This window comes from Moraxella cuniculi DSM 21768 (assembly GCF_900156515.1).
Lineage (GTDB): Bacteria > Pseudomonadota > Gammaproteobacteria > Pseudomonadales > Moraxellaceae > Moraxella > Moraxella cuniculi.
Window position 1 is genome coordinate 130649 of record NZ_FTNU01000003.1, and the last position, 17288, is coordinate 147936.

Annotated in this window: 20 protein-coding genes and 1 tRNA gene; 3 read left to right on the forward strand and 18 right to left on the reverse strand. The window is 45.2% G+C overall.

Annotated elements, in window-relative coordinates; all coding sequences use genetic code 11:
- Positions 1-14: 14 nt before the first annotated feature.
- Positions 15-902 (reverse strand): acetyl-CoA carboxylase, carboxyltransferase subunit beta, encoded by an 888-nt coding sequence (gene accD / locus BW928_RS03360; protein WP_076554825.1) that lies wholly within the window; start codon positions 900-902, stop codon positions 15-17.
- Between the two features lie 345 nt (positions 903-1247).
- Here accD and BW928_RS03365 point away from each other — a divergent pair, with 345 nt between their 5' ends.
- A complete protein-coding gene (locus tag BW928_RS03365; RefSeq protein WP_076554826.1) occupies positions 1248-1994 on the forward strand; it encodes a hypothetical protein in 747 nt (248 codons plus the stop codon).
- 502 nt (positions 1995-2496) lie between these two features.
- Here the strand turns inward: BW928_RS03365 and trpA are convergent.
- The 10 genes from trpA to BW928_RS03405 form a co-directional block, all read right to left on the reverse strand.
- Positions 2497-3321, reverse strand: coding sequence for a tryptophan synthase subunit alpha (gene trpA / locus BW928_RS03370; protein WP_076554827.1), 825 nt, complete (start codon positions 3319-3321; stop codon positions 2497-2499).
- A 42-nt stretch (positions 3322-3363) separates the two neighbouring features.
- Positions 3364-4590: a tryptophan synthase subunit beta gene (gene trpB, locus BW928_RS03375; RefSeq protein WP_143821474.1), complete on the reverse strand. Its 1227-nt coding sequence runs from the start codon at positions 4588-4590 to the stop codon at positions 3364-3366.
- Positions 4587-4784 (reverse strand): hypothetical protein, encoded by a 198-nt coding sequence (locus tag BW928_RS03380; RefSeq protein ID WP_076554828.1) that lies wholly within the window; start codon positions 4782-4784, stop codon positions 4587-4589. Before BW928_RS03380 ends, trpB begins: the two co-directional genes overlap by 4 nt.
- Positions 4768-4908, reverse strand: coding sequence for a hypothetical protein (locus BW928_RS11625; protein ID WP_158078436.1), 141 nt, complete (start codon positions 4906-4908; stop codon positions 4768-4770). Before BW928_RS11625 ends, BW928_RS03380 begins: the two co-directional genes overlap by 17 nt.
- A 27-nt stretch (positions 4909-4935) precedes the next feature.
- Positions 4936-5091, reverse strand: coding sequence for a hypothetical protein (locus tag BW928_RS11630; protein WP_158078435.1), 156 nt, complete (start codon positions 5089-5091; stop codon positions 4936-4938).
- 1 nt (position 5092) lies between these two features.
- On the reverse strand, positions 5093-5836 hold the full coding sequence (locus tag BW928_RS03385; protein WP_076554866.1) for an SDR family NAD(P)-dependent oxidoreductase: 744 nt from the start codon (positions 5834-5836) through the stop codon (positions 5093-5095).
- Positions 5837-5975: 139 nt separating this feature from the next.
- Positions 5976-6764, reverse strand: coding sequence for a sulfite exporter TauE/SafE family protein (locus BW928_RS03390; RefSeq protein WP_076554829.1), 789 nt, complete (start codon positions 6762-6764; stop codon positions 5976-5978).
- Positions 6765-6865: 101 nt separating this feature from the next.
- The gene (locus tag BW928_RS03395; RefSeq protein ID WP_143821473.1) at positions 6866-7510 is read right to left on the reverse strand and encodes a TauD/TfdA family dioxygenase; all 645 of its coding nucleotides are present in this window, start codon (positions 7508-7510) and stop codon (positions 6866-6868) included.
- A 194-nt stretch (positions 7511-7704) separates the two neighbouring features.
- Positions 7705-8367, reverse strand: a complete 663-nt coding sequence (locus BW928_RS03400; RefSeq protein WP_076554830.1) for a phosphoribosylanthranilate isomerase — start codon at positions 8365-8367, stop codon at positions 7705-7707.
- Between the two features lie 55 nt (positions 8368-8422).
- Positions 8423-9085, reverse strand: coding sequence for a DUF4230 domain-containing protein (locus BW928_RS03405; protein ID WP_076554868.1), 663 nt, complete (start codon positions 9083-9085; stop codon positions 8423-8425).
- 150 nt (positions 9086-9235) lie between these two features.
- Between BW928_RS03405 and BW928_RS03410 the strand changes: the two genes are divergently transcribed.
- On the forward strand, positions 9236-10954 hold the full coding sequence (locus BW928_RS03410) for a proline--tRNA ligase (RefSeq protein ID WP_076554831.1): 1719 nt from the start codon (positions 9236-9238) through the stop codon (positions 10952-10954).
- Between the two features lie 253 nt (positions 10955-11207).
- Here BW928_RS03410 and queF read toward each other — a convergent pair whose 3' ends face one another.
- The 4 genes from queF to BW928_RS03430 form a co-directional block, all read right to left on the reverse strand.
- Positions 11208-12050 carry an NADPH-dependent 7-cyano-7-deazaguanine reductase QueF gene (gene queF / locus BW928_RS03415; RefSeq protein ID WP_076554832.1) on the reverse strand — a complete coding sequence of 281 codons (843 nt, stop codon included), beginning with the start codon at positions 12048-12050 and terminating at the stop codon, positions 11208-11210.
- Between the two features lie 21 nt (positions 12051-12071).
- Positions 12072-12845, reverse strand: coding sequence for an ABC transporter permease (locus BW928_RS03420; protein WP_076554833.1), 774 nt, complete (start codon positions 12843-12845; stop codon positions 12072-12074).
- 122 nt (positions 12846-12967) lie between these two features.
- Positions 12968-13942 (reverse strand): ABC transporter ATP-binding protein, encoded by a 975-nt coding sequence (locus BW928_RS03425; protein WP_076554834.1) that lies wholly within the window; start codon positions 13940-13942, stop codon positions 12968-12970.
- Positions 13943-14065: 123 nt separating this feature from the next.
- Positions 14066-14722, reverse strand: coding sequence for a c-type cytochrome (locus BW928_RS03430; protein WP_076554835.1), 657 nt, complete (start codon positions 14720-14722; stop codon positions 14066-14068).
- A 263-nt stretch (positions 14723-14985) separates the two neighbouring features.
- On the opposite strand from BW928_RS03430, the gene BW928_RS03435 reads away from it, so the two are divergent.
- Positions 14986-15062: transfer RNA gene (locus BW928_RS03435), tRNA-Arg, on the forward strand.
- 5 nt (positions 15063-15067) lie between these two features.
- Here BW928_RS03435 and gloA read toward each other — a convergent pair.
- The 3 genes from gloA to BW928_RS03450 form a co-directional block, all read right to left on the reverse strand.
- Positions 15068-15604 carry a lactoylglutathione lyase gene (gene gloA, locus BW928_RS03440; protein WP_076554836.1) on the reverse strand — a complete coding sequence of 179 codons (537 nt, stop codon included), beginning with the start codon at positions 15602-15604 and terminating at the stop codon, positions 15068-15070.
- A gap of 69 nt (positions 15605-15673) precedes the next feature.
- On the reverse strand, positions 15674-16303 hold the full coding sequence (locus BW928_RS03445; protein WP_076554837.1) for a carbonic anhydrase: 630 nt from the start codon (positions 16301-16303) through the stop codon (positions 15674-15676).
- Between the two features lie 31 nt (positions 16304-16334).
- Positions 16335-17264, reverse strand: coding sequence for a hypothetical protein (locus BW928_RS03450; RefSeq protein WP_076554838.1), 930 nt, complete (start codon positions 17262-17264; stop codon positions 16335-16337).
- Between the last annotated feature and the right edge of the window lie 24 nt (positions 17265-17288).

Genomic DNA, 17288 nt, shown 5'->3' on the forward strand with positions numbered 1-17288 from the left:
CTTATCAAACCAAATTATGCTGCTTTTTTTGACAGTTTTGCCAAAATGCGATGCGTGGTATCAATCAGGTCATGCCGATGCACCACCATATCCACCGTGCCTTTTTCTAACAAAAACTCAGCCCGCTGGAATGGCTCATCAAGCACCTCGCGTACTGTCTGCTCAATCACTCGCTTACCTGCAAAGCCAATCATCGCACGCGGCTCGGCAATATGCACATCGCCAAGCATGGCAAGGCTTGCTGTTACCCCGCCATAGACAGGGTTTGTCAAGATGACCACATAAGGCACGCCCGCCAATCGTAGCCTTTCGATCACTGCCGAAGTGCGTGCCATCTGCATAAGCGACAACAAGCCTTCTTGCATTCTTGCACCGCCAGAGGCAGCAAAACACACCAAAGGCTTGCGTTCTGCCAGTGCTTTTTCGGCAGCTTGGACAAATCTATCACCGACCACCGAACCCATCGAACCGCCCATAAAACGAAAATCAAAAGCACAAGCAATGACATCAAGATTTTTTAGCTTGCCTGCCATCACCACCAAGCCTTCGGACTCGCCTGTCTTGCTCTGGGCTTCTGCCATGCGGTCAGGATAAGGCTTTGAATCCACGAATTTCAAAGGGTTGCCTGCACGAAATTCCTGCCCAAGCTCCTGCTCCACACTGTCAAAAAACCACTGCAATCGCTGGCGAGCAGTCATGGTCATGTGATGGTCGCATTCAGGGCAGACATAGTGATTGAGTGTCAAGACAGTATTGGTCGTCAGCGAATGGCAATTGCCACATTCTGTCGAAGGCTCTGTTTCCACAGCGGTTAAAGTCGGCACGGTTGTGCGTTTGACCTTTGGCACTTCTCGATTCAGCCAGATGGTTGGCTCTGCTGCGGTTTGTGCTTGATTTGACATAAAAAATCCCATTTAGCATCACTATAAATTTAATATAGTTTACACTTGTATTATTTATTTGGCAAACGAAATTTGTGCCTTACCGAGAATTAGTTCGGCATTTGCCCAAAATCAGCTCAATATCACAGCCCCATGCTTGCCACATCAAACCCAAATCAAACTTGGGCAAATGACAGCAAAGCACCTTGATTGCAATTTCACACGGTCAATTTCACCAAAAATCCGCACACTGCCATCGCAAGACAAACCAGCCAGCAAAGCAAGAAAATGTTGATAAATCTAGCCAGTCGATTATATAATATTGACTGGCTTAATTACATAATCAAATTATTTTAGGATTATCAAATGACAAAACTATTGCGTCTTTGTGTTGCAACAGCTTGCCTTTGTGCAACAACAGCGACTTATGCTGCCACAAAAAAGAATGACCCTTTGGCTTATGATGAAAATGGTCCATGGGCAGAATCTTCTGTTCCAGAGGACCTACCAAGACCTTTTAAAAATTTTAAAGTTGGTAAGTATACTTTGAACAGCTGCACAGTAGAACAAGGATACGCATTTGAAGAGGGTCTTTTACTGGACACTAAAAGCGACATTGAAAAGTATTCAACATTATGCGACAAGAAAAAAGCTCTGGCAATTCTTGATGCCGCAGCCAAAAAACCTGCCAATTTCAACAAAGATTATGTTGTAGACTTCATCAAAAAAGAGTGGAAAACTGGTCTTGGTCCTCTTGATGAAGAACCAGAGAACCCAACTGGAATTAGCTATTCATTTTTTGCTTTGAATAAAAAAACAAATGCAGTAACCTTGATGAATATTTATCAATTCCCAAGTGGTAAAAACTACCGCCAAATTAAACCGAAAATGCAAATGCAATTGAGCAGCAATAAATTTTGTATATTACCTCAAAAGAATTTAGAAACTGTCATGATTGGGGATTATATCAATACATTGGCTGACGATTATGACGCAAGAGAATACATTGATGTAACCGATTTGCCCAATGTTAAAAAAAATCAGCCTATGTGTTTTTGGTTGAAACAATCTAAAAAGGGCAGTTATTGGTCTATTTATAAAGAAGATATATAAACCAGCCAAAAATAAAATTTTGTTACTTAAACCTTAATAAACCCTTGATTCTAACGACTTCAAGGGTTTTTATTTTTATACACAAGGATTTTTTCTTTTAGAAAATCACCACAAAGCAATGGAAAAAGATGGGTGGCGGTGCGTTTATGTGGAGATTTTGTAAATTTCCTATTGAGACCAGTGCAAGTCCACTAAAGATCTGCAGGCTATTCTTAAAGAAAACAACCCAAAGGAAAATACGGGTTTGAAATTAGCCCAGCTTGATGATAAGTTATAGATAAAACCATCAAGATATATCCAAGAAGGACGATGGTCTTGCACCCCCTTGGGTTGTTTAGCTTATTTTTGTCCTATTTTTATATAATAAAACTTTACAATGGGCAGATAACAGCTCTGTTAATTTACCGTGGTATGCCGCCTTGCTTGCTTGGTAACAATCTTGCCAAGGACAAAACTTGGGCAAATATCAATCCACCCAAGTTAACATCATGGCAAAATGTCATCAAATGCCATCAATCGCTGTTCTTAGCTCGTCCATTTTTGCCAAAACTTTGGCGACTGCCAGTTGCAGTTTTTCTGGATCTTCACCAGTGTCGGCAAAATTTTTCACCAATTCACTGCCGACAATCACACCATCAGCCACCGCACCCAATGCTTTGGCAGAATCGCCATCACGAATGCCAAAACCTACACAAACAGGTATGCTGGTTTCTTGCTTAATGGTGGCAACTTGCTCACGCACCGCATCAACATCAAGTGCAGATGATCCTGTTACCCCTTTTAGCGATACATAATAAATAAATCCGCTGCAATTTTCGATAACTTTGGCACGGCGTTCGGCGGTAGTGGTGGGCGACAACAAGAAAATCTGATTCATCGGATTGTCCGTGCGAGCGGTTAGCTTGCGTGGGAATTCGCCTGCTTCGTGCGGTGGCAAATCCACCATCAAAATCGCATCAACGCCAGCATCAGCACACATATCAGCAAACGCATCATAGCCGATGATTTCGATGGGGTTTAAATAACCCATCACCAACACAGGGGTGTGAGTGTTGGTTTTGCGAAATTGTGCAACCATCTTGATGGCATCACGCGTACTGGTTTTTGCTGCCAACGCTCGCTCGGCAGCATGAGCGATGACAGAGCCGTCCGCCATCGGATCGCTAAATGGCAAGCCCAGCTCAATGACATCAGCTCCGTGTGCCACAAGCTGGTGCATAAGCTCAACCGTCAGCTGTGGCACAGGATCGCCTGCCATGATATAGGGAATAAGGGCTTTTTTGTTTTGTTGTTTTAATTTGGCAAAAACGCTTTCGATTCGAGTCATGATTTCTCTCTTAATTTATCATAATTTGGCAGCTGCTGTTTATTATATATCCATGCCATCAGCTTGCATCACCGTATGCAAATCCTTATCGCCACGCCCTGACATATTGATAATGATGGATTGCTCAGGCTTCATGGTGGCAGCCAGTTTTAGTCCATACGCCACAGCGTGCGAACTCTCCAAAGCAGGGATAATCCCTTCTTTTTTGGTTACTTCTTTAAATGCTGCCAATGCCTCTTGATCGGTTGCACCGACATATTGCACACGCTTCATGTCTTTTAAGAAACTATGTTCAGGGCCGACACCAGGGTAATCAAGCCCTGCAGAGATAGAATGTGTGCCCAGCACTTGCCCATCATCATCTGCCATCAGATAGGTGCGATTACCATGCAAAACGCCGACACGCCCTGCCTGTAGCGGTGCTGCATGGTGCGGCGTATCAAGACCCAAGCCATTTGCCTCCACGCCATAGATTGCCACTTCTGCATCATTTAAAAAATCATAAAACAGCCCAATGGCATTACTGCCACCGCCAACACAAGCAACCAGTGCATCGGGCAGTTTGCCTGTTTTTTCTAGGTGCTGAATGCGTGCCTCTCTGCCAATAATCGCCTGAAAATCACGCACAAGCAGCGGATAAGGGTGTGGCCCTGCCACCGTGCCGATGATATAATAGGTGCTATCAACATTTGCCACCCAATCACGCATCGCCTCGTTCATTGCGTCTTTTAGTGTGCGTGAGCCTGAACTGACAGGCACGACCTTCGCCCCCAAGAGTCGCATACGATAGACATTCATCTTTTGGCGTTCGACATCGTCCGCCCCCATATATACCACGCATTCTAACCCCAAGCGTGCTGCGATGGTTGCCGTTGCCACCCCGTGCTGTCCTGCACCTGTTTCGGCGATGATGCGTTTTTTGCCAACCATCTTAGCAAGCAATGCCTGACCGATGGTATTATTGACCTTGTGGGCACCTGTGTGGTTCAAATCCTCACGCTTAAAGAAAATCTTCGCACCGCCAATTTCTTCGGTTAAACGCTTGGCAAAATAAAGTGGCGTTGGCCGACCCACATAATCGGTCAAATCCGCCATAAATTCATTCCAAAACTCAGGGCTGGCCTTGGCAGTCTGATAAATCGCCTCAAGCTCTTCTAGGGCTTTCATTAAGGTTTCGGATACAAATCTTCCACCATGCACGCCAAAATGCCCGTCATCATTAGGAAATTTGGTATAATCAACCTGTTTGCCCAAATCTGTGTTACTCATTGTTTGTTCCTTGTTTTGTTAATACTGTCAATGCCGATGTCAAAGTCGCCAATCAGAGTCTTTTGTGGCATAAAATAAAAACGATATGTCCGCACCACGCCGCCTTGTAGTATTGCCATCACTGTCAGTGTGTTTGCAATCTCATTGATACAAAATACCTTGCCAGCACTGATACGCCTAGGTGAGTTGTCCATCTGTGCTGTTTTTAATCAAATTACCACATTTTTCATCAAATAACAAATAATCAAAAATCACCTGATTGCCCACTTGTAATATCTGCAGTGCATTCGTCAATGCAGCGATTATGAAATCTGTCATAGGCTTGCTGGCAGCATTTTTGCCAATTCATTGGCTGATTTGCCTGCGTTTTTCGGCAAAATCAGCATCGATTTGATTTGGCGATACGGTGGTTGCAATCGCTTTTGTGCCGACAGTCATCACAATCATCAGAGATGCCACAAAAGCCGCTTGTGCTGATTTTTGTAATATCTTAACCATCAAGCTAGATGCCGCGTGCCACCGTCAGCCCTGCATAAGTCTGTGCTGTTGGCATCAGCTCCATAGAGTTGATATTGACATGCCATGGCAACGAAGCCACCCACTGCACGGCATTGCTGATGTCTTGGGCGGTCAGATATGCTACCTGCTCATAAACCGCTGCTGCCTTGTCATCATCGCCCTTAAAGCGGACATTGCTAAACTCCGTACCGCCACACAGCCCTGGCTCAATGTTGGTTACTCGCACACGCACGCCCAGCAAATCAGCTCGCAAGTTATTGCTAAACTGCTTAACAAATGCCTTACTTGCACCATAGACATTTGCCCCAAAATAAGGGTGATTGCCAGCGGTTGAGCCGATATTGATAATCGTGCCTGAATTTTTTGCCACCATATGTGGCAAGAGCAAATGCGTTACCGTTACCAAGCCTTTGATATTCACATCAATCATCGTCTGCCAATCTGTACTGTCAGCACGATGGGCAGGCTCAAGCCCCAACGCAAGCCCTGCATTATTTACCAGCACATCTATCGCTGACAAATCAATCTTGGTCAATGCAGCCACAGTCGCCTCACTGTCAGCAACATCAAAACACACAGGCAAAAACCGCTCACCCAGCTCATCTTGCAAGGCAGCAAGCCTGTCTGCCCGCCTGCCTGTACCATACACCGTATGACCTGTCGCCACAAAATCGCGAGCAATCTGCTCACCAAAGCCCGAAGTTGCACCTGTAACCAAAATATTCATATCGCCCTCATCTATATCCCAGCTGCCGCTCATCGCAAGCGGTTAATACCATAGCATTTGTTAGCCCCATTATGCAAGCAGATTTATGACAAATGGGTATTTTTATCACAAATTTCTTTGCCATGCCTTACAAATTACCTCAAGCAACCAAAAACCGATATGCCAAAGTCGCCATCATCAAGCCCACCGTAATCATCAGCACTTTTTTGATAATCACTCCATCTGATTTGATGGCGTGCATACTACCCAAATGATTGCCAAGCAGATTTGCCAAAATCATCGGAATGCCAATCAACAACGCCATCTGCCCTGCCATCGCAAATGCCACAAATGCCCCGATATTTGAAGAAAAGTTAAAAATCTTAGAAGTTGCAGAGGCTTGTAACAAACTTAGGCGATTGATTAAAAATAACGCAATGATAAACAAACTGCCTGTGCCAGGGCCGAAAAATCCATCATAAAAACCAACCAACAAACAGGTTACAAATACCGTAATGGCTGATTTTTTCACCTCGCCCATTTGTGCATTGCCGACCAGTTTGCCTTTGAACAAAGTTGCAAGCAAGCCAATGGGCAAAAAGAGAAAGATAATATACTCAATCACCTCACTTGGGAACAGCAAAATCGCCCTAGCTCCGATAAATGCCCCAACCAATGCCGAGACGATACCGATTGGCAATATCTGATAAATGATTGATTTTGCTTTGATAAAATTCTTGATGGCGGCAATGGTACCGATGGTACTGACGAGCTTTTCTTGACCCAAGGCAAGCTGTGGTGGCATACCGACCAGCATACACGCAGGCACTAAAATCAGTCCAGCCCCACCTGCAATGGCATCTACATAACCTGCAATCAATGATGCAGCAATCAACAAAAACACGCCCAAATAAAAATACTGGGCAATCAAACTGCCATCAACAAACATAGCATTCTCCAAAATAGATTAGATAATTTAGAATAAATTTAAGAAATTTAAGAAATTTAAGAAATTTAAGAAATTTAAGAAATTTAAGAAATTTAAGAAATTTAAGAAATTTTTAGATGATGGCGACAACCATCAGCGAAAAAATGGCGATGGTCTGGAGCTTGGTATAATCCAAAAACACGAACCAGCCATCTGTCTGTGCTGTCAAATTTTGGTGAAAAATCACTGCGTGTATGCAGCACTCGCTGGTTATCAAAACTTAGCACCTGCCCTGCTGTCAGCGTAATTTTTCGCCAGTGTTTTTGTTGCGTACTAAGTGCCTTAAAGCTGTTTAACGCATCGATATGCTCTGGGCTTGTTGTGTGGACATTATGATAATCAAATCGTGAAACAAAATAGCCGTCATGTCTTACAATCAGTGGCAGATTGCGACAGACGGCATGGTTTTGGAATGATGCAGGTCTATGAATATCAAAACAAGGCTCTTGCAAGCGTTGCAGATGCACATTGGATAAATCATCAAGAGCATCATCAAGTCTGATAATACTGGTTGCAACCGCTTCGTGGGTTTTTGGGCAAGATGGCAAGCCTAGGCTGCTATGATAAGGACTGCATTGCAAACCAGAAGTGCTTGGCTGCTGATAAGCAAGCTTCAGCACGGCAAGCCTGCTTATGCTATCAATAAGAGGGAGGGGTTGGCGTGTGTAGTAGCGATACATACCACAAGCCGTGCTTAATGTTTGCACAAAATGCTTGGCTTATTGTCCGATTATGGTTATCGGCTGACTTGGCATTGACAATCACACTGTATCCTTTAATAAAACAAAAATCCATGTAACGCATTATAATCCAAAATATTTATTTTTGTAAATATTTTTTATAATAATTTTACAATTAATGAGCAATCTTTATCAAAGGGCTTGATCATTCCGCCATCAGCTTAGGCTTGTCCATCAAACTGCTGACAATGACGCAAATTGGCAACAAAACGCTGCATCTTATCAGCATCTTTGATGGCTTTGGCGGATTCAATGCCGCCACTGACATCAACAGCATAAATCGCCAACTGTGCCGCCAAAGATACATTCTCAGGGGTCAATCCCCCTGCCAAGATTATCGGCAAACTGGCTTGTTTGGGGATAATTGACCAATCAAACCGCTCGCCTGTACCGCCAAATTTATCTGCATGATACGCATCAAGCAGCACCGCTGATGCCCCTGCGGCAGCCAGCTCATCAATCATCGCCCCAATGCTTTGCTCATCGTGCAAGGCAGCATTAATACGCAATGCTTTTATCCACCGTCTGCCAACCAACGCTGCCTGTCTTTGGCATTGTTCTGGGCTTTCATCGCCATGAAACTGAATCAAATCCAGTGGCAGTGCCTGAAAAATGTGCTGCAATTGCTCATCATCAATATTCACCACCAGTGCCACCGTGCTAACAAATGCTGGCACGGCTTGCACCAACTCGGCAGCCTGTGCCACGCTGACTGCTCTTGGACTTTTTGGATAAAATACCAAGCCTATCGCATCCGCACCAGCTGCCACCGCCGCTTGCACATCAGCCCTGCGAGTCAGTCCACAAAATTTGATTTTTATCATCTTAATTGCCAACCGTATTCTTACTGATAATTTATAGCCACCAACGCCTTTTAGATTATTTACTGGGCAACTGGCACGACCCTGTGCCTTGGGTGATTAGCTCAACCGTTGTGGCAGTGAGCGAAAACAACTTCTGCACCTGCTCGGACGCATTGTTCATCGCCAATGTCAGCACATCGCCTTGGCAGGCTTTTTGTAGCACTTCACGCTTGGCATCGGCTTGCACTTGAGCAAAAAGCTTAGGGTCTACTTTGGTTGCACCAAACAAACCCGTCTGCCAATCATACACCACAATATCGTCCAAAAACACCTCAAAAATCTCAGCAGGCGGTAGCGTAATTTGTAATTTACTCATGCCGTCTTTTGTAGGCTCAAGTTTTACCATGGTTTCATTTAAGTTTGCCAAATCCACCCCTGCCAGCACTCGCCCCTTGACGATAAACAGTCCCTTTTGCCTATCTTGCCACAGTGCCTGCCAAGTGCCATCTTTATTTGCCGTAACAATGGTATCCACCGAAAACGCCACCGTCTGTAGCCGTGAGAGTGATTGAATCTGGCTAACAATGCCCTCTGTGGTCATCACGCTTGCTTTTTTGTTGTCATTTTTTAACATCATGGCGGCAAATGCCAGTGCCAACGCCATCATGATTAGCATGATGATATACACGCCCTTGCCCGTTTGCTGGTGCAAATTCTCTCCAGTCAAATGCTTTGTCATTTCCAAAACCCTGCAATCTGCCCAATAATGCTCTAAAATACCACAAAAGCCAACAATTTTGTGCAAAATTGCCGAAAATTTGTTGCACAACGGCAAAAGTTTGCATAATATAGACATTTTATAACAACAACTTTGTAGCAAGGTTCATTCATGAAAGCCAGTCAATTTTTATTTGCCACCTTAAAAGAAACACCGAACGATGCCGACATCATCTCAAGCCAATTGATGGTGCGTGCTGGACTGATTCGCAAACTGGCTTCGGGGCTGTATGTGTGGCTACCAATGGGGCTAAGAGTGCTAAAACGCGTTGAGCGTATCGTGCGTGAGGAGATGGAACGCATTGACAGTCAAGAGTTGCTCATGCCTGTTACGCAGCCCGGTGAGCTGTGGCATGAATCTGGTCGTTGGGAGGATTATGGAGCAGAGCTGTTGCGGTTCAAGGATCGTCATAGCCGTGATTTTGTCTTGGGTCCAACGCATGAAGAGGTCATCACAGACATCGCTCGCAACGAATTAAAAAGCTACAAACAGTTGCCTGTTAGCTTTTATCAAATCCAAACCAAATTCCGCGATGAGATTCGCCCTCGTTTCGGGGTGATGCGTGCCCGTGAATTCACCATGAAAGACGCGTATTCTTTCCATATTGACACGCACTCTTTGGCACAAACCTACCAAGATATGTACGATGCCTACAGCCGTATTTTTAGCCGACTGGGGCTGGATTTTCGTGCCGTACAGGCAGATACTGGCTCTATCGGTGGTTTTGCCTCGCATGAGTTTCATGTTTTGGCAGACAGTGGCGAAGATGATATTGCATTCTCCAGCGAATCGGATTTTGCTGCCAATGTCGAGCTGGCTGAAGCGATTTGCACCAGCACGCGTCCAGCCGCCACGCAAGCACGAAGCAATGTCGCCACCCCAAATATGCCGACCTGCGAAGCGGTTGCTGAGCATTTGGGCATTGCACTTACACAGACCGTAAAAACGCTAATTGTCAAAGGCAGTCATAGCGAAGACAACCCAGACGCTCCAAAATTTGTCGCACTGGTGCTGCGTGGCGACCACACGCTCAATGAAATCAAAGCCGAAAAAATTGCCGCCGTCCACACGCCTTTGACCATGGCAAGCGAAGATGAGCTAAAGCAATTGGGGCTAATTAAAGGCTATATCAGCGTTGATTTACCCATACCGACTTATGTCGATCGTGCCGCAGCGGCGTTGGCGAATTTTGTATCAGGGGCAAATATTGAACATCAGCACACCACAGGCATGAATTGGGAGCGTGATGCCAAGATTGCCGAAGTAGTTGATATTCGCAATGTGGTTGATGGCGACCCTTCACCTGATGGCAAAGGTGTGATTCAGATCAAACGAGGCATTGAGGTTGGGCATATTTTTCAGCTTGGTGATAAATATTCCAAAGCTTTGGGCTGCTCGGTGCTTGGCAAAGAAGGCAAGCCTGTTACCTTAATGATGGGCTGCTATGGCATTGGTGTCAGTCGCATCATTGCTGCCGCCATTGAGCAAAATCATGACGACAAAGGCATTATCTGGGCAAAAACCGACAATCCTGCGGACAGCATTGCACCGTTTTATGTCGCCATCGTGCCTTTGAAATCGAAAACTGGCGAAGCCGAACAAAAAGCCGAAGAGCTTTATCAAATGCTAAAATCTCGTGGCATCAATGTACTGCTTGATGATCGTGATGAAAGAGCAGGTGTCAAATTTGCCGACCTTGAGTTGATTGGTATTCCGCACCGCATCGTGGTATCAGAACGCAATCTTGCCGAGAATAAGTACGAATACGCCGATCGCACCGCAGAAGACAAGCAGCTGCTTAGCCTTGAAGAAGTGCTGGCAAAATTCTAAGCTCACAAATAACAAAAAGACCAGTCTTGTGATTGGTCTTTTTTTGTAAAATACTGACAACAATCCAGCCAGCAATCATTATCCATGCAACAACCCTGCAAAATTAGCTTATTTGGCAAACAAGATTTAGCAGATGGTGGTTGTTTAAGGACGCATCATCTGCCAAAATTTATTTTTAGAACAAGCAAATGGCCAATTTGCTATATTTGACAATCAAAAAGACCAACTACTGCTGGTCTTTTTAGGCTGTCAGCTACTGCCTGATTTGTCGTCCAATCTTTGGCACAGGGTGGTTTTTTACCCGCACAGGGTTGATATCAATGCCGCCACGCCGTGTATAATTGGCTTGAACCATCAGCGATGTGGGTGCAAACAGTCTCAAAAAATCAGCAAAAATCCGCTCAACGCACTGCTCATGAAAGCCATTATGCTGACGAAATGTCAAAATATACGCCAGCACTTGCTGATAATCCACCACCTTGTCCGTACTAATGGCAACCGATAAAGTCCCCCAATCGGGCTGATTGGTAACAGGGCAATTTGATCTGAGTAGATGACTGTGAAATTGATATTGCATCATCTGACCTGCCTTGGGTTGTAGCAGCGTGCTATCAATATCATCGCTGAGCTCAACTGCCACCCCTGCACGGCTTAGCACATCATCTATGCACTCACCCAGCGGTGCAACCAAATCAAACGCTGTCGTATCCAGTGGCTCTATCTGCACCTGCACCATCGCCCCAATGCACGCCGACACATCACGCTCAATCACCGCCTGCACCGCTGACACCGTGGCAAAACGGGTGAAATTTAGACTGTTTAAATACAGTTTTAAAGATTTTGATTCAACAATATTTGGCGAATCGGCAGGGATAATCAATCGTGCCACAGCCACCTGCGAGATGCCAAATTCATCAAGCCATGACAGCTCAAACGCTTGCCAAATATCAACCCCCACCGCCAAATCATCACCTGCCACCGAAGTGGCTTGATAAATCTCATCACGACCCAGCGTGCGAGTGATGGCGAACAGCACGCTTGCATCATAAGTTTTTGGATAACTTGTTGTCTCGCCCAATACCCCATGGATACTCATCATTCCCCCATCAGCAGTAAGCTACAGTCGCAATCTTGAGCCATCAACCAGCAGGCGGTAACAGATGGCATACAGCAACACACAAAACGCCAAAATCGCCATAAGCGACCACCATACATTCACATCACTATGTCCCAAAATACCATAGCGAAACGCATTTACCATATAAACAATCGGGTTTAGCAAGGATACATTTTGCCAAAATGGCGACAAATTTTCCAATGAATAAAATACACCGCCCAAATAAGTCAGCGGGGTCAGCACAAAACTTGGAATGATAGAAATATCATCAAACGAACGAGCAAATACCGCATTGATAAACCCTGCCAACGAAAATAACACGGCCGTACCAATGATGGTCATCAGCATCACTGTCAGATTTTGTATACCAAGCTGTGTAAAAAACAGTGCCACAATGCTGACAATCAGAGCAATCATCAATCCACGAAACACACCACCTGCCACATAACCAAGCAAAATAGTATGTTTGGACACAGGCGACACCAGCAATTCCTCAATACTGCCTTGAAATTTCATGCTAAAAAAGCTCGACACCACATTGGAATAACTGTTGGTAATCACCGCCATCATAATCAGCCCCGGCACGATAAATTGCATATAAGACACGCCACCCATCTGCCCAACACGACTACCAATCATCTGCCCAAAAATTACAAAATACAGCGTCATGGTAATCACAGGAGGCAATAAAGTCTGCGGCCAAATACGCAAAATACGATGAATTTCTCGGGTTAAGATGGTACAAAATGCCACCCATTGTTGATTTGTGTTCATGATTTTCTCACTCTTGGCTGGGCAGGTTGCCATTTGCCAATTTGGATAACTTGTTGTTTTATTTATCAAAATAAGGCAAATCTTGCCAAATGCCGATAAGCGTCGCTACAGCAAACTTGCAGCTACACTTGGTCATTTAATTTGGTGGTTAGTTTATTTTCAACCAAATTCATAAACAACTCTTCTAGGCGATTGGATTTGTTACGCATACTGGCAATCTGCACGCCCTGATTGGACAATTGAGCAAAAATCCCATTAAGACTGTCGCCTTTTTTGAGAGTAACCTCAAGGCTTAAATTATCAATTTTTTGATGGCGTAATGTATGTTGCAGGGTGATTGGCTCATGATGCTCCTGTGCAAAATCCAGCACAAAACTCTCCACATCAAGGCTTGCCAATAAACTTTTCATGTCAGTATTGATGCGAATCTGCCCCTTATCCAAGATGGCGATATGCTTGCACAATTGCTCCGCCTCTTCCAGATAATGCGTGGTCAAAATAATGGTGGTTTTTTCTTCTTGGTTGATATACTCCATGAATTCCCACATTGAGCGGCGTAGCTCAATATCCACACCTGCTGTCGGCTCGTCCAAGATAAGCAATCTGGGCTTGTGCATCAAGGCACGAGCAATCATCAAGCGACGCTTCATACCTCCAGAGAGCATTCTGGATTTGGTATTTCTTTTGTCCCACAACCCCAAAGCCTTGAGCAGTTTTTCGGCACGAGGTTTTGCTTGGCTTTTTGCAATGCCATAATATCCTGCTTGGTTGATCAAAATATCCTGCACATTCTCAAACTGCATGAAGTTAAATTCTTGTGGCACCACGCCCAAAAATTGCTTGGCTTTGGCAGGCTGACGAATCAAATCAACCCCAAAAATCTCAACCGAGCCAGCCGTCGGCGGAAAAAGCGAACTGATGATGCCGATTGTCGTTGATTTGCCTGCACCATTTGGGCCAAGTAGTGCAAAAAAACCACCCTGAGGCACTGTCAAATCTATGCCTTTTAAGGCATGAAAGCCATTGTCATAGACTTTGCTTAGCCCTTGAATTTTCAGGGCTGGCACATTGGTATTATCATGAGTATTGATGTTCATAGATGATTTTGCTTGCAAGTGTTGGCAGTTTTATGATGGCAATGTTGATTTTTTCAAGGGTCAAAAATTAACAACAAAAAGCCCCAAGCCATTTAATAAAATGACTTGAGACCTTGATGATAATTAGCTTGATTGTTCAATAATGTAATCAACAGCGTTTTGTACTTCTTCATCAGAAATATCAGCACCACCGCGTGCTGGCATGGCATTAAAGCCATTGATGGCACTTTGGTACAATGCCGCTTTGCCTTTGGCGATACGAGGTGCCCAATCAGCCGTGCCAAACTTTGGTGCACCCACCAAGCCTGCATCATGACAAGTTGAACAAATCGCCTTGTACAAATCCTTGCCCTCGCGTGCCTGTCCCTCAACCGCTGGTGCCAGCACAGTGATATTGATATCACACTTATCCTCTTCATCAGCAAAGCAAACTTTACCGTATGGGGCAATGCGAGCAATTAGGTTTGGGTACATTGCCACCAGCTTTTGTACCTGCGGGCTGTCTTGTGGCACTTCTTCTGCTTTTTCGGCAGGGGCAGCTGCATCGGTTGCCGCTGCATCTTCGGCTGGTGCTGCATCACCACCATCGGCTTTAGCAGCACTATCCGCTGCTGTAGTGTCTGCTTTGGCAGCGTCTTCTGTCTTGGCAGTTTCGGCAGGGGCAGTTGTGGTGGCAGTAGCAGCTTGAGCTGGCTCGGTTTGCTTGGTCTGGTTTGCCATAGTTGTTGCCGCAAGCATCGCAGCAACAGAAAACAGAACGGCTTTTTTCATTGTCATCATCTCGTTTTGGCCTTGAGCAATTGCTCTGGGGTGTCAAATCACCTCTGTTGCTGCCTTATCGACAAATTCAAGCAAAGGCGATTCAAACGATATAAAATTTACCTTACTATTATAAGGGAAAAAGCAGGCAAAATGCCATGATTTTTATCAAATCTGTTAAAAATTAGCAAAATTTTTCACAAAATCGCCATTATTTTATCATCATAGGTGGTTTTTTTTGTAAAAACTTGCTAGAATTTGCCCACAAAATATTTTTAGCTACTGCACCTATAGCTCAGTTGGATAGAGTGTCAGCCTCCGAAGCTGAAGGCCGTGGGTTCGATTCCCGCTAGGTGCGCCATTTTATCAACGATTGTTGTTGATCTCGATAATCTCAATCCAGTAACCATCTGGGTCTTTGATAAAGGCGATGTCTTTCATCGTGCCATCTTCTGGGCGTTTTTGAAATTCTACGCCGTTTTTATCAAACCACGCAACCGCCGCCGCCAAATCTGGCACACTAAAGCAAATATGTCCAAAGCCTCGCGGATCGCTGTTGCCGTTATGATAATGAAAATCAGCATCGTCTTGGGTGCCATAATTATGCGTCAGCTCAAGAATCGAACGCTGACGCGAAACAAAATCTTTTAGCTCGTCGCCTGATGGCAAATTTTCTCGCTCTTGTTCGCTTAGTTTTGCTAAAAAATATAAATCAAATTTTGCTTCAGGAAAGCTGCGATGCTTCAGCAAAGTCATGCCCAGCACCCCTGTATAAAATTCCAATGACTTGACTGCATCTTTGACGCGTAGCATGGTATGGTTAAAGACATAACCCTCTGATTGCACAGGAATATCCTGCACGCCTGTTGCTACAGGTGCAGAAACTGGTTGCTTAATTGTCATTACAAACCTCTTTTTTGTTCATCATTTGGATTTTTTGATAAAATCAATTTATTAATATTATCTAAAATATCAATCTTCAAAAAAGTTTACTTTGCCCGTTGCCACATCATACTCTGCACCGACAATCAATAAATCACCTGCATTGACCATATCTTCTAAGATGCGAGAGCCATGCTTGAGCTGACTGACCGACATGCCGACATTGGCACGAATGGAACGGTCAATCAATTCGTCCATGTCCACATCATCGCCTGATGCAGTGGCAATCTCGTGCAAATTCAGCACACTGGGGCGAATGCGATCGACAATTGATTGCAAATTTGGTGAATAATACTGCTCAGGATTCACCAACGCCTCAATGCAAGCAGTTACCGCACCACAATGCGAATGCCCAAGCACCACCACAAGACGAGTGCCGAATTTTTCGGCAGCAAATTCTACCGAGCCGATCTGGCTGGGAGCGACAACATTGCCTGCGACACGAATCACAAACAAATCGCCAAGCCCCTGATCAAACACCAGCTCCACAGGCACCCGTGCATCCGAACAGCCCAAAATGATGGCACTTGGCTTATGCTCATGCACCAAGGCAGGTGGCGGTATGCTGACATGCTCAGTACTGGCAAGACTGGCAACATAGCGTTCATTACCTGCCTTGAGTGCCGCCAAGACTTGTTTTGCGGTGAGTTTATCGGACATATACTACCCTAGTTCATTGTGCCAAGGACGCTTATTGACCTGATTCGGTCTGGTTATCGCCAGTCGTAGCTGGTGCAGGTTTTTTCTCGGCAGCTGGCGGCTGTGCGGTGTGCGGCTCTGGCTGTGCAGTTGGTGCCATTGGTAGCTCCTCATGTGCTGGCGTTGGTGCCGTCTCGCCTGCCTTAGCTGGCGACACAAGCTGCGACTGCTCTTGTGCTTGGGCTGCTTGCTGTGCTTGTTGCTTGGCTTCTTGCTCTTGGGCGCGCTGGCGGCTGATTCGTGCCAGTTCCTCATCGGCGGCAGTTGCCGCTCTGACAGGAATTTCGTTGCCTGTAGCTTGTAGGCGGATACGACGCGGCTGTGTGCTTGCCAAATCGGTAATATCTTGACCTCGCTCGTAATTATCAATCATTGGCAACAAGCTGGAGATTTTTACCGCTGTTGGCTTGATGCTGTCAGGCAAGGCGAAATTCACCGAAGTCAAAGCAGCTTTTGCCTCTTCGGCAGTGGCAAATTTGCCATAAGTCAGCACATATCGCTGTTTTTTATTGCCATCGGTATAACGAAAATAAGCAAAATCTGCACGGTCTTTGCGTCCATTGAGATAATCCACAATTACCTCATTTTCGCCAACATCCATCAGCTGCACCGCATAACGACTGCCAATATCGGTGAAATAATTTTTGTCCTTAAACTCATCAGGATAGCTACGCAAATCTCGTACCAGCACCGCATTGTCCAAAGGTTTCACCAAAGCCTTCAGCTCATTTAGCTCAGTGATGGTGGCAGGCAGTGGCAAATCTGACGACTTAATTTCATTGTCTGCTTTGTTGGCAATCACAGGGGTGGCACTAAGTAGCCACACCACCAGCCAAAGCACCGCCACCACAGCTGCCACAATCAGCCAATACATTGCCTGACGGCGGAAATATTTCTCGTTCATCGCGACAGTTTGCGACATAACCTCACCTTGCTATTTTTCAAA

Coding starts and splice junctions, on each gene's coding strand:
- accD (WP_076554825.1), bottom strand. CDS start 902: ATGTCAAATCAAGCACAAACCGCAGCAGAGCCAACCATCTGGCTGAAT.
- BW928_RS03365 (WP_076554826.1), top strand. CDS start 1,248: ATGACAAAACTATTGCGTCTTTGTGTTGCAACAGCTTGCCTTTGTGCA.
- trpA (WP_076554827.1), bottom strand. CDS start 3,321: ATGACTCGAATCGAAAGCGTTTTTGCCAAATTAAAACAACAAAACAAA.
- trpB (WP_143821474.1), bottom strand. CDS start 4,590: ATGAGTAACACAGATTTGGGCAAACAGGTTGATTATACCAAATTTCCT.
- BW928_RS03380 (WP_076554828.1), bottom strand. CDS start 4,784: ATGGACAACTCACCTAGGCGTATCAGTGCTGGCAAGGTATTTTGTATC.
- BW928_RS11625 (WP_158078436.1), bottom strand. CDS start 4,908: ATGACAGATTTCATAATCGCTGCATTGACGAATGCACTGCAGATATTA.
- BW928_RS03385 (WP_076554866.1), bottom strand. CDS start 5,836: ATGAATATTTTGGTTACAGGTGCAACTTCGGGCTTTGGTGAGCAGATT.
- BW928_RS03390 (WP_076554829.1), bottom strand. CDS start 6,764: ATGTTTGTTGATGGCAGTTTGATTGCCCAGTATTTTTATTTGGGCGTG.
- BW928_RS03400 (WP_076554830.1), bottom strand. CDS start 8,367: ATGATAAAAATCAAATTTTGTGGACTGACTCGCAGGGCTGATGTGCAA.
- BW928_RS03405 (WP_076554868.1), bottom strand. CDS start 9,085: ATGACAAAGCATTTGACTGGAGAGAATTTGCACCAGCAAACGGGCAAG.
- BW928_RS03410 (WP_076554831.1), top strand. CDS start 9,236: ATGAAAGCCAGTCAATTTTTATTTGCCACCTTAAAAGAAACACCGAAC.
- queF (WP_076554832.1), bottom strand. CDS start 12,050: ATGAGTATCCATGGGGTATTGGGCGAGACAACAAGTTATCCAAAAACT.
- BW928_RS03420 (WP_076554833.1), bottom strand. CDS start 12,845: ATGAACACAAATCAACAATGGGTGGCATTTTGTACCATCTTAACCCGA.
- BW928_RS03425 (WP_076554834.1), bottom strand. CDS start 13,942: ATGAACATCAATACTCATGATAATACCAATGTGCCAGCCCTGAAAATT.
- BW928_RS03430 (WP_076554835.1), bottom strand. CDS start 14,722: ATGATGACAATGAAAAAAGCCGTTCTGTTTTCTGTTGCTGCGATGCTT.
- gloA (WP_076554836.1), bottom strand. CDS start 15,604: ATGACAATTAAGCAACCAGTTTCTGCACCTGTAGCAACAGGCGTGCAG.
- BW928_RS03445 (WP_076554837.1), bottom strand. CDS start 16,303: ATGTCCGATAAACTCACCGCAAAACAAGTCTTGGCGGCACTCAAGGCA.
- BW928_RS03450 (WP_076554838.1), bottom strand. CDS start 17,264: ATGTCGCAAACTGTCGCGATGAACGAGAAATATTTCCGCCGTCAGGCA.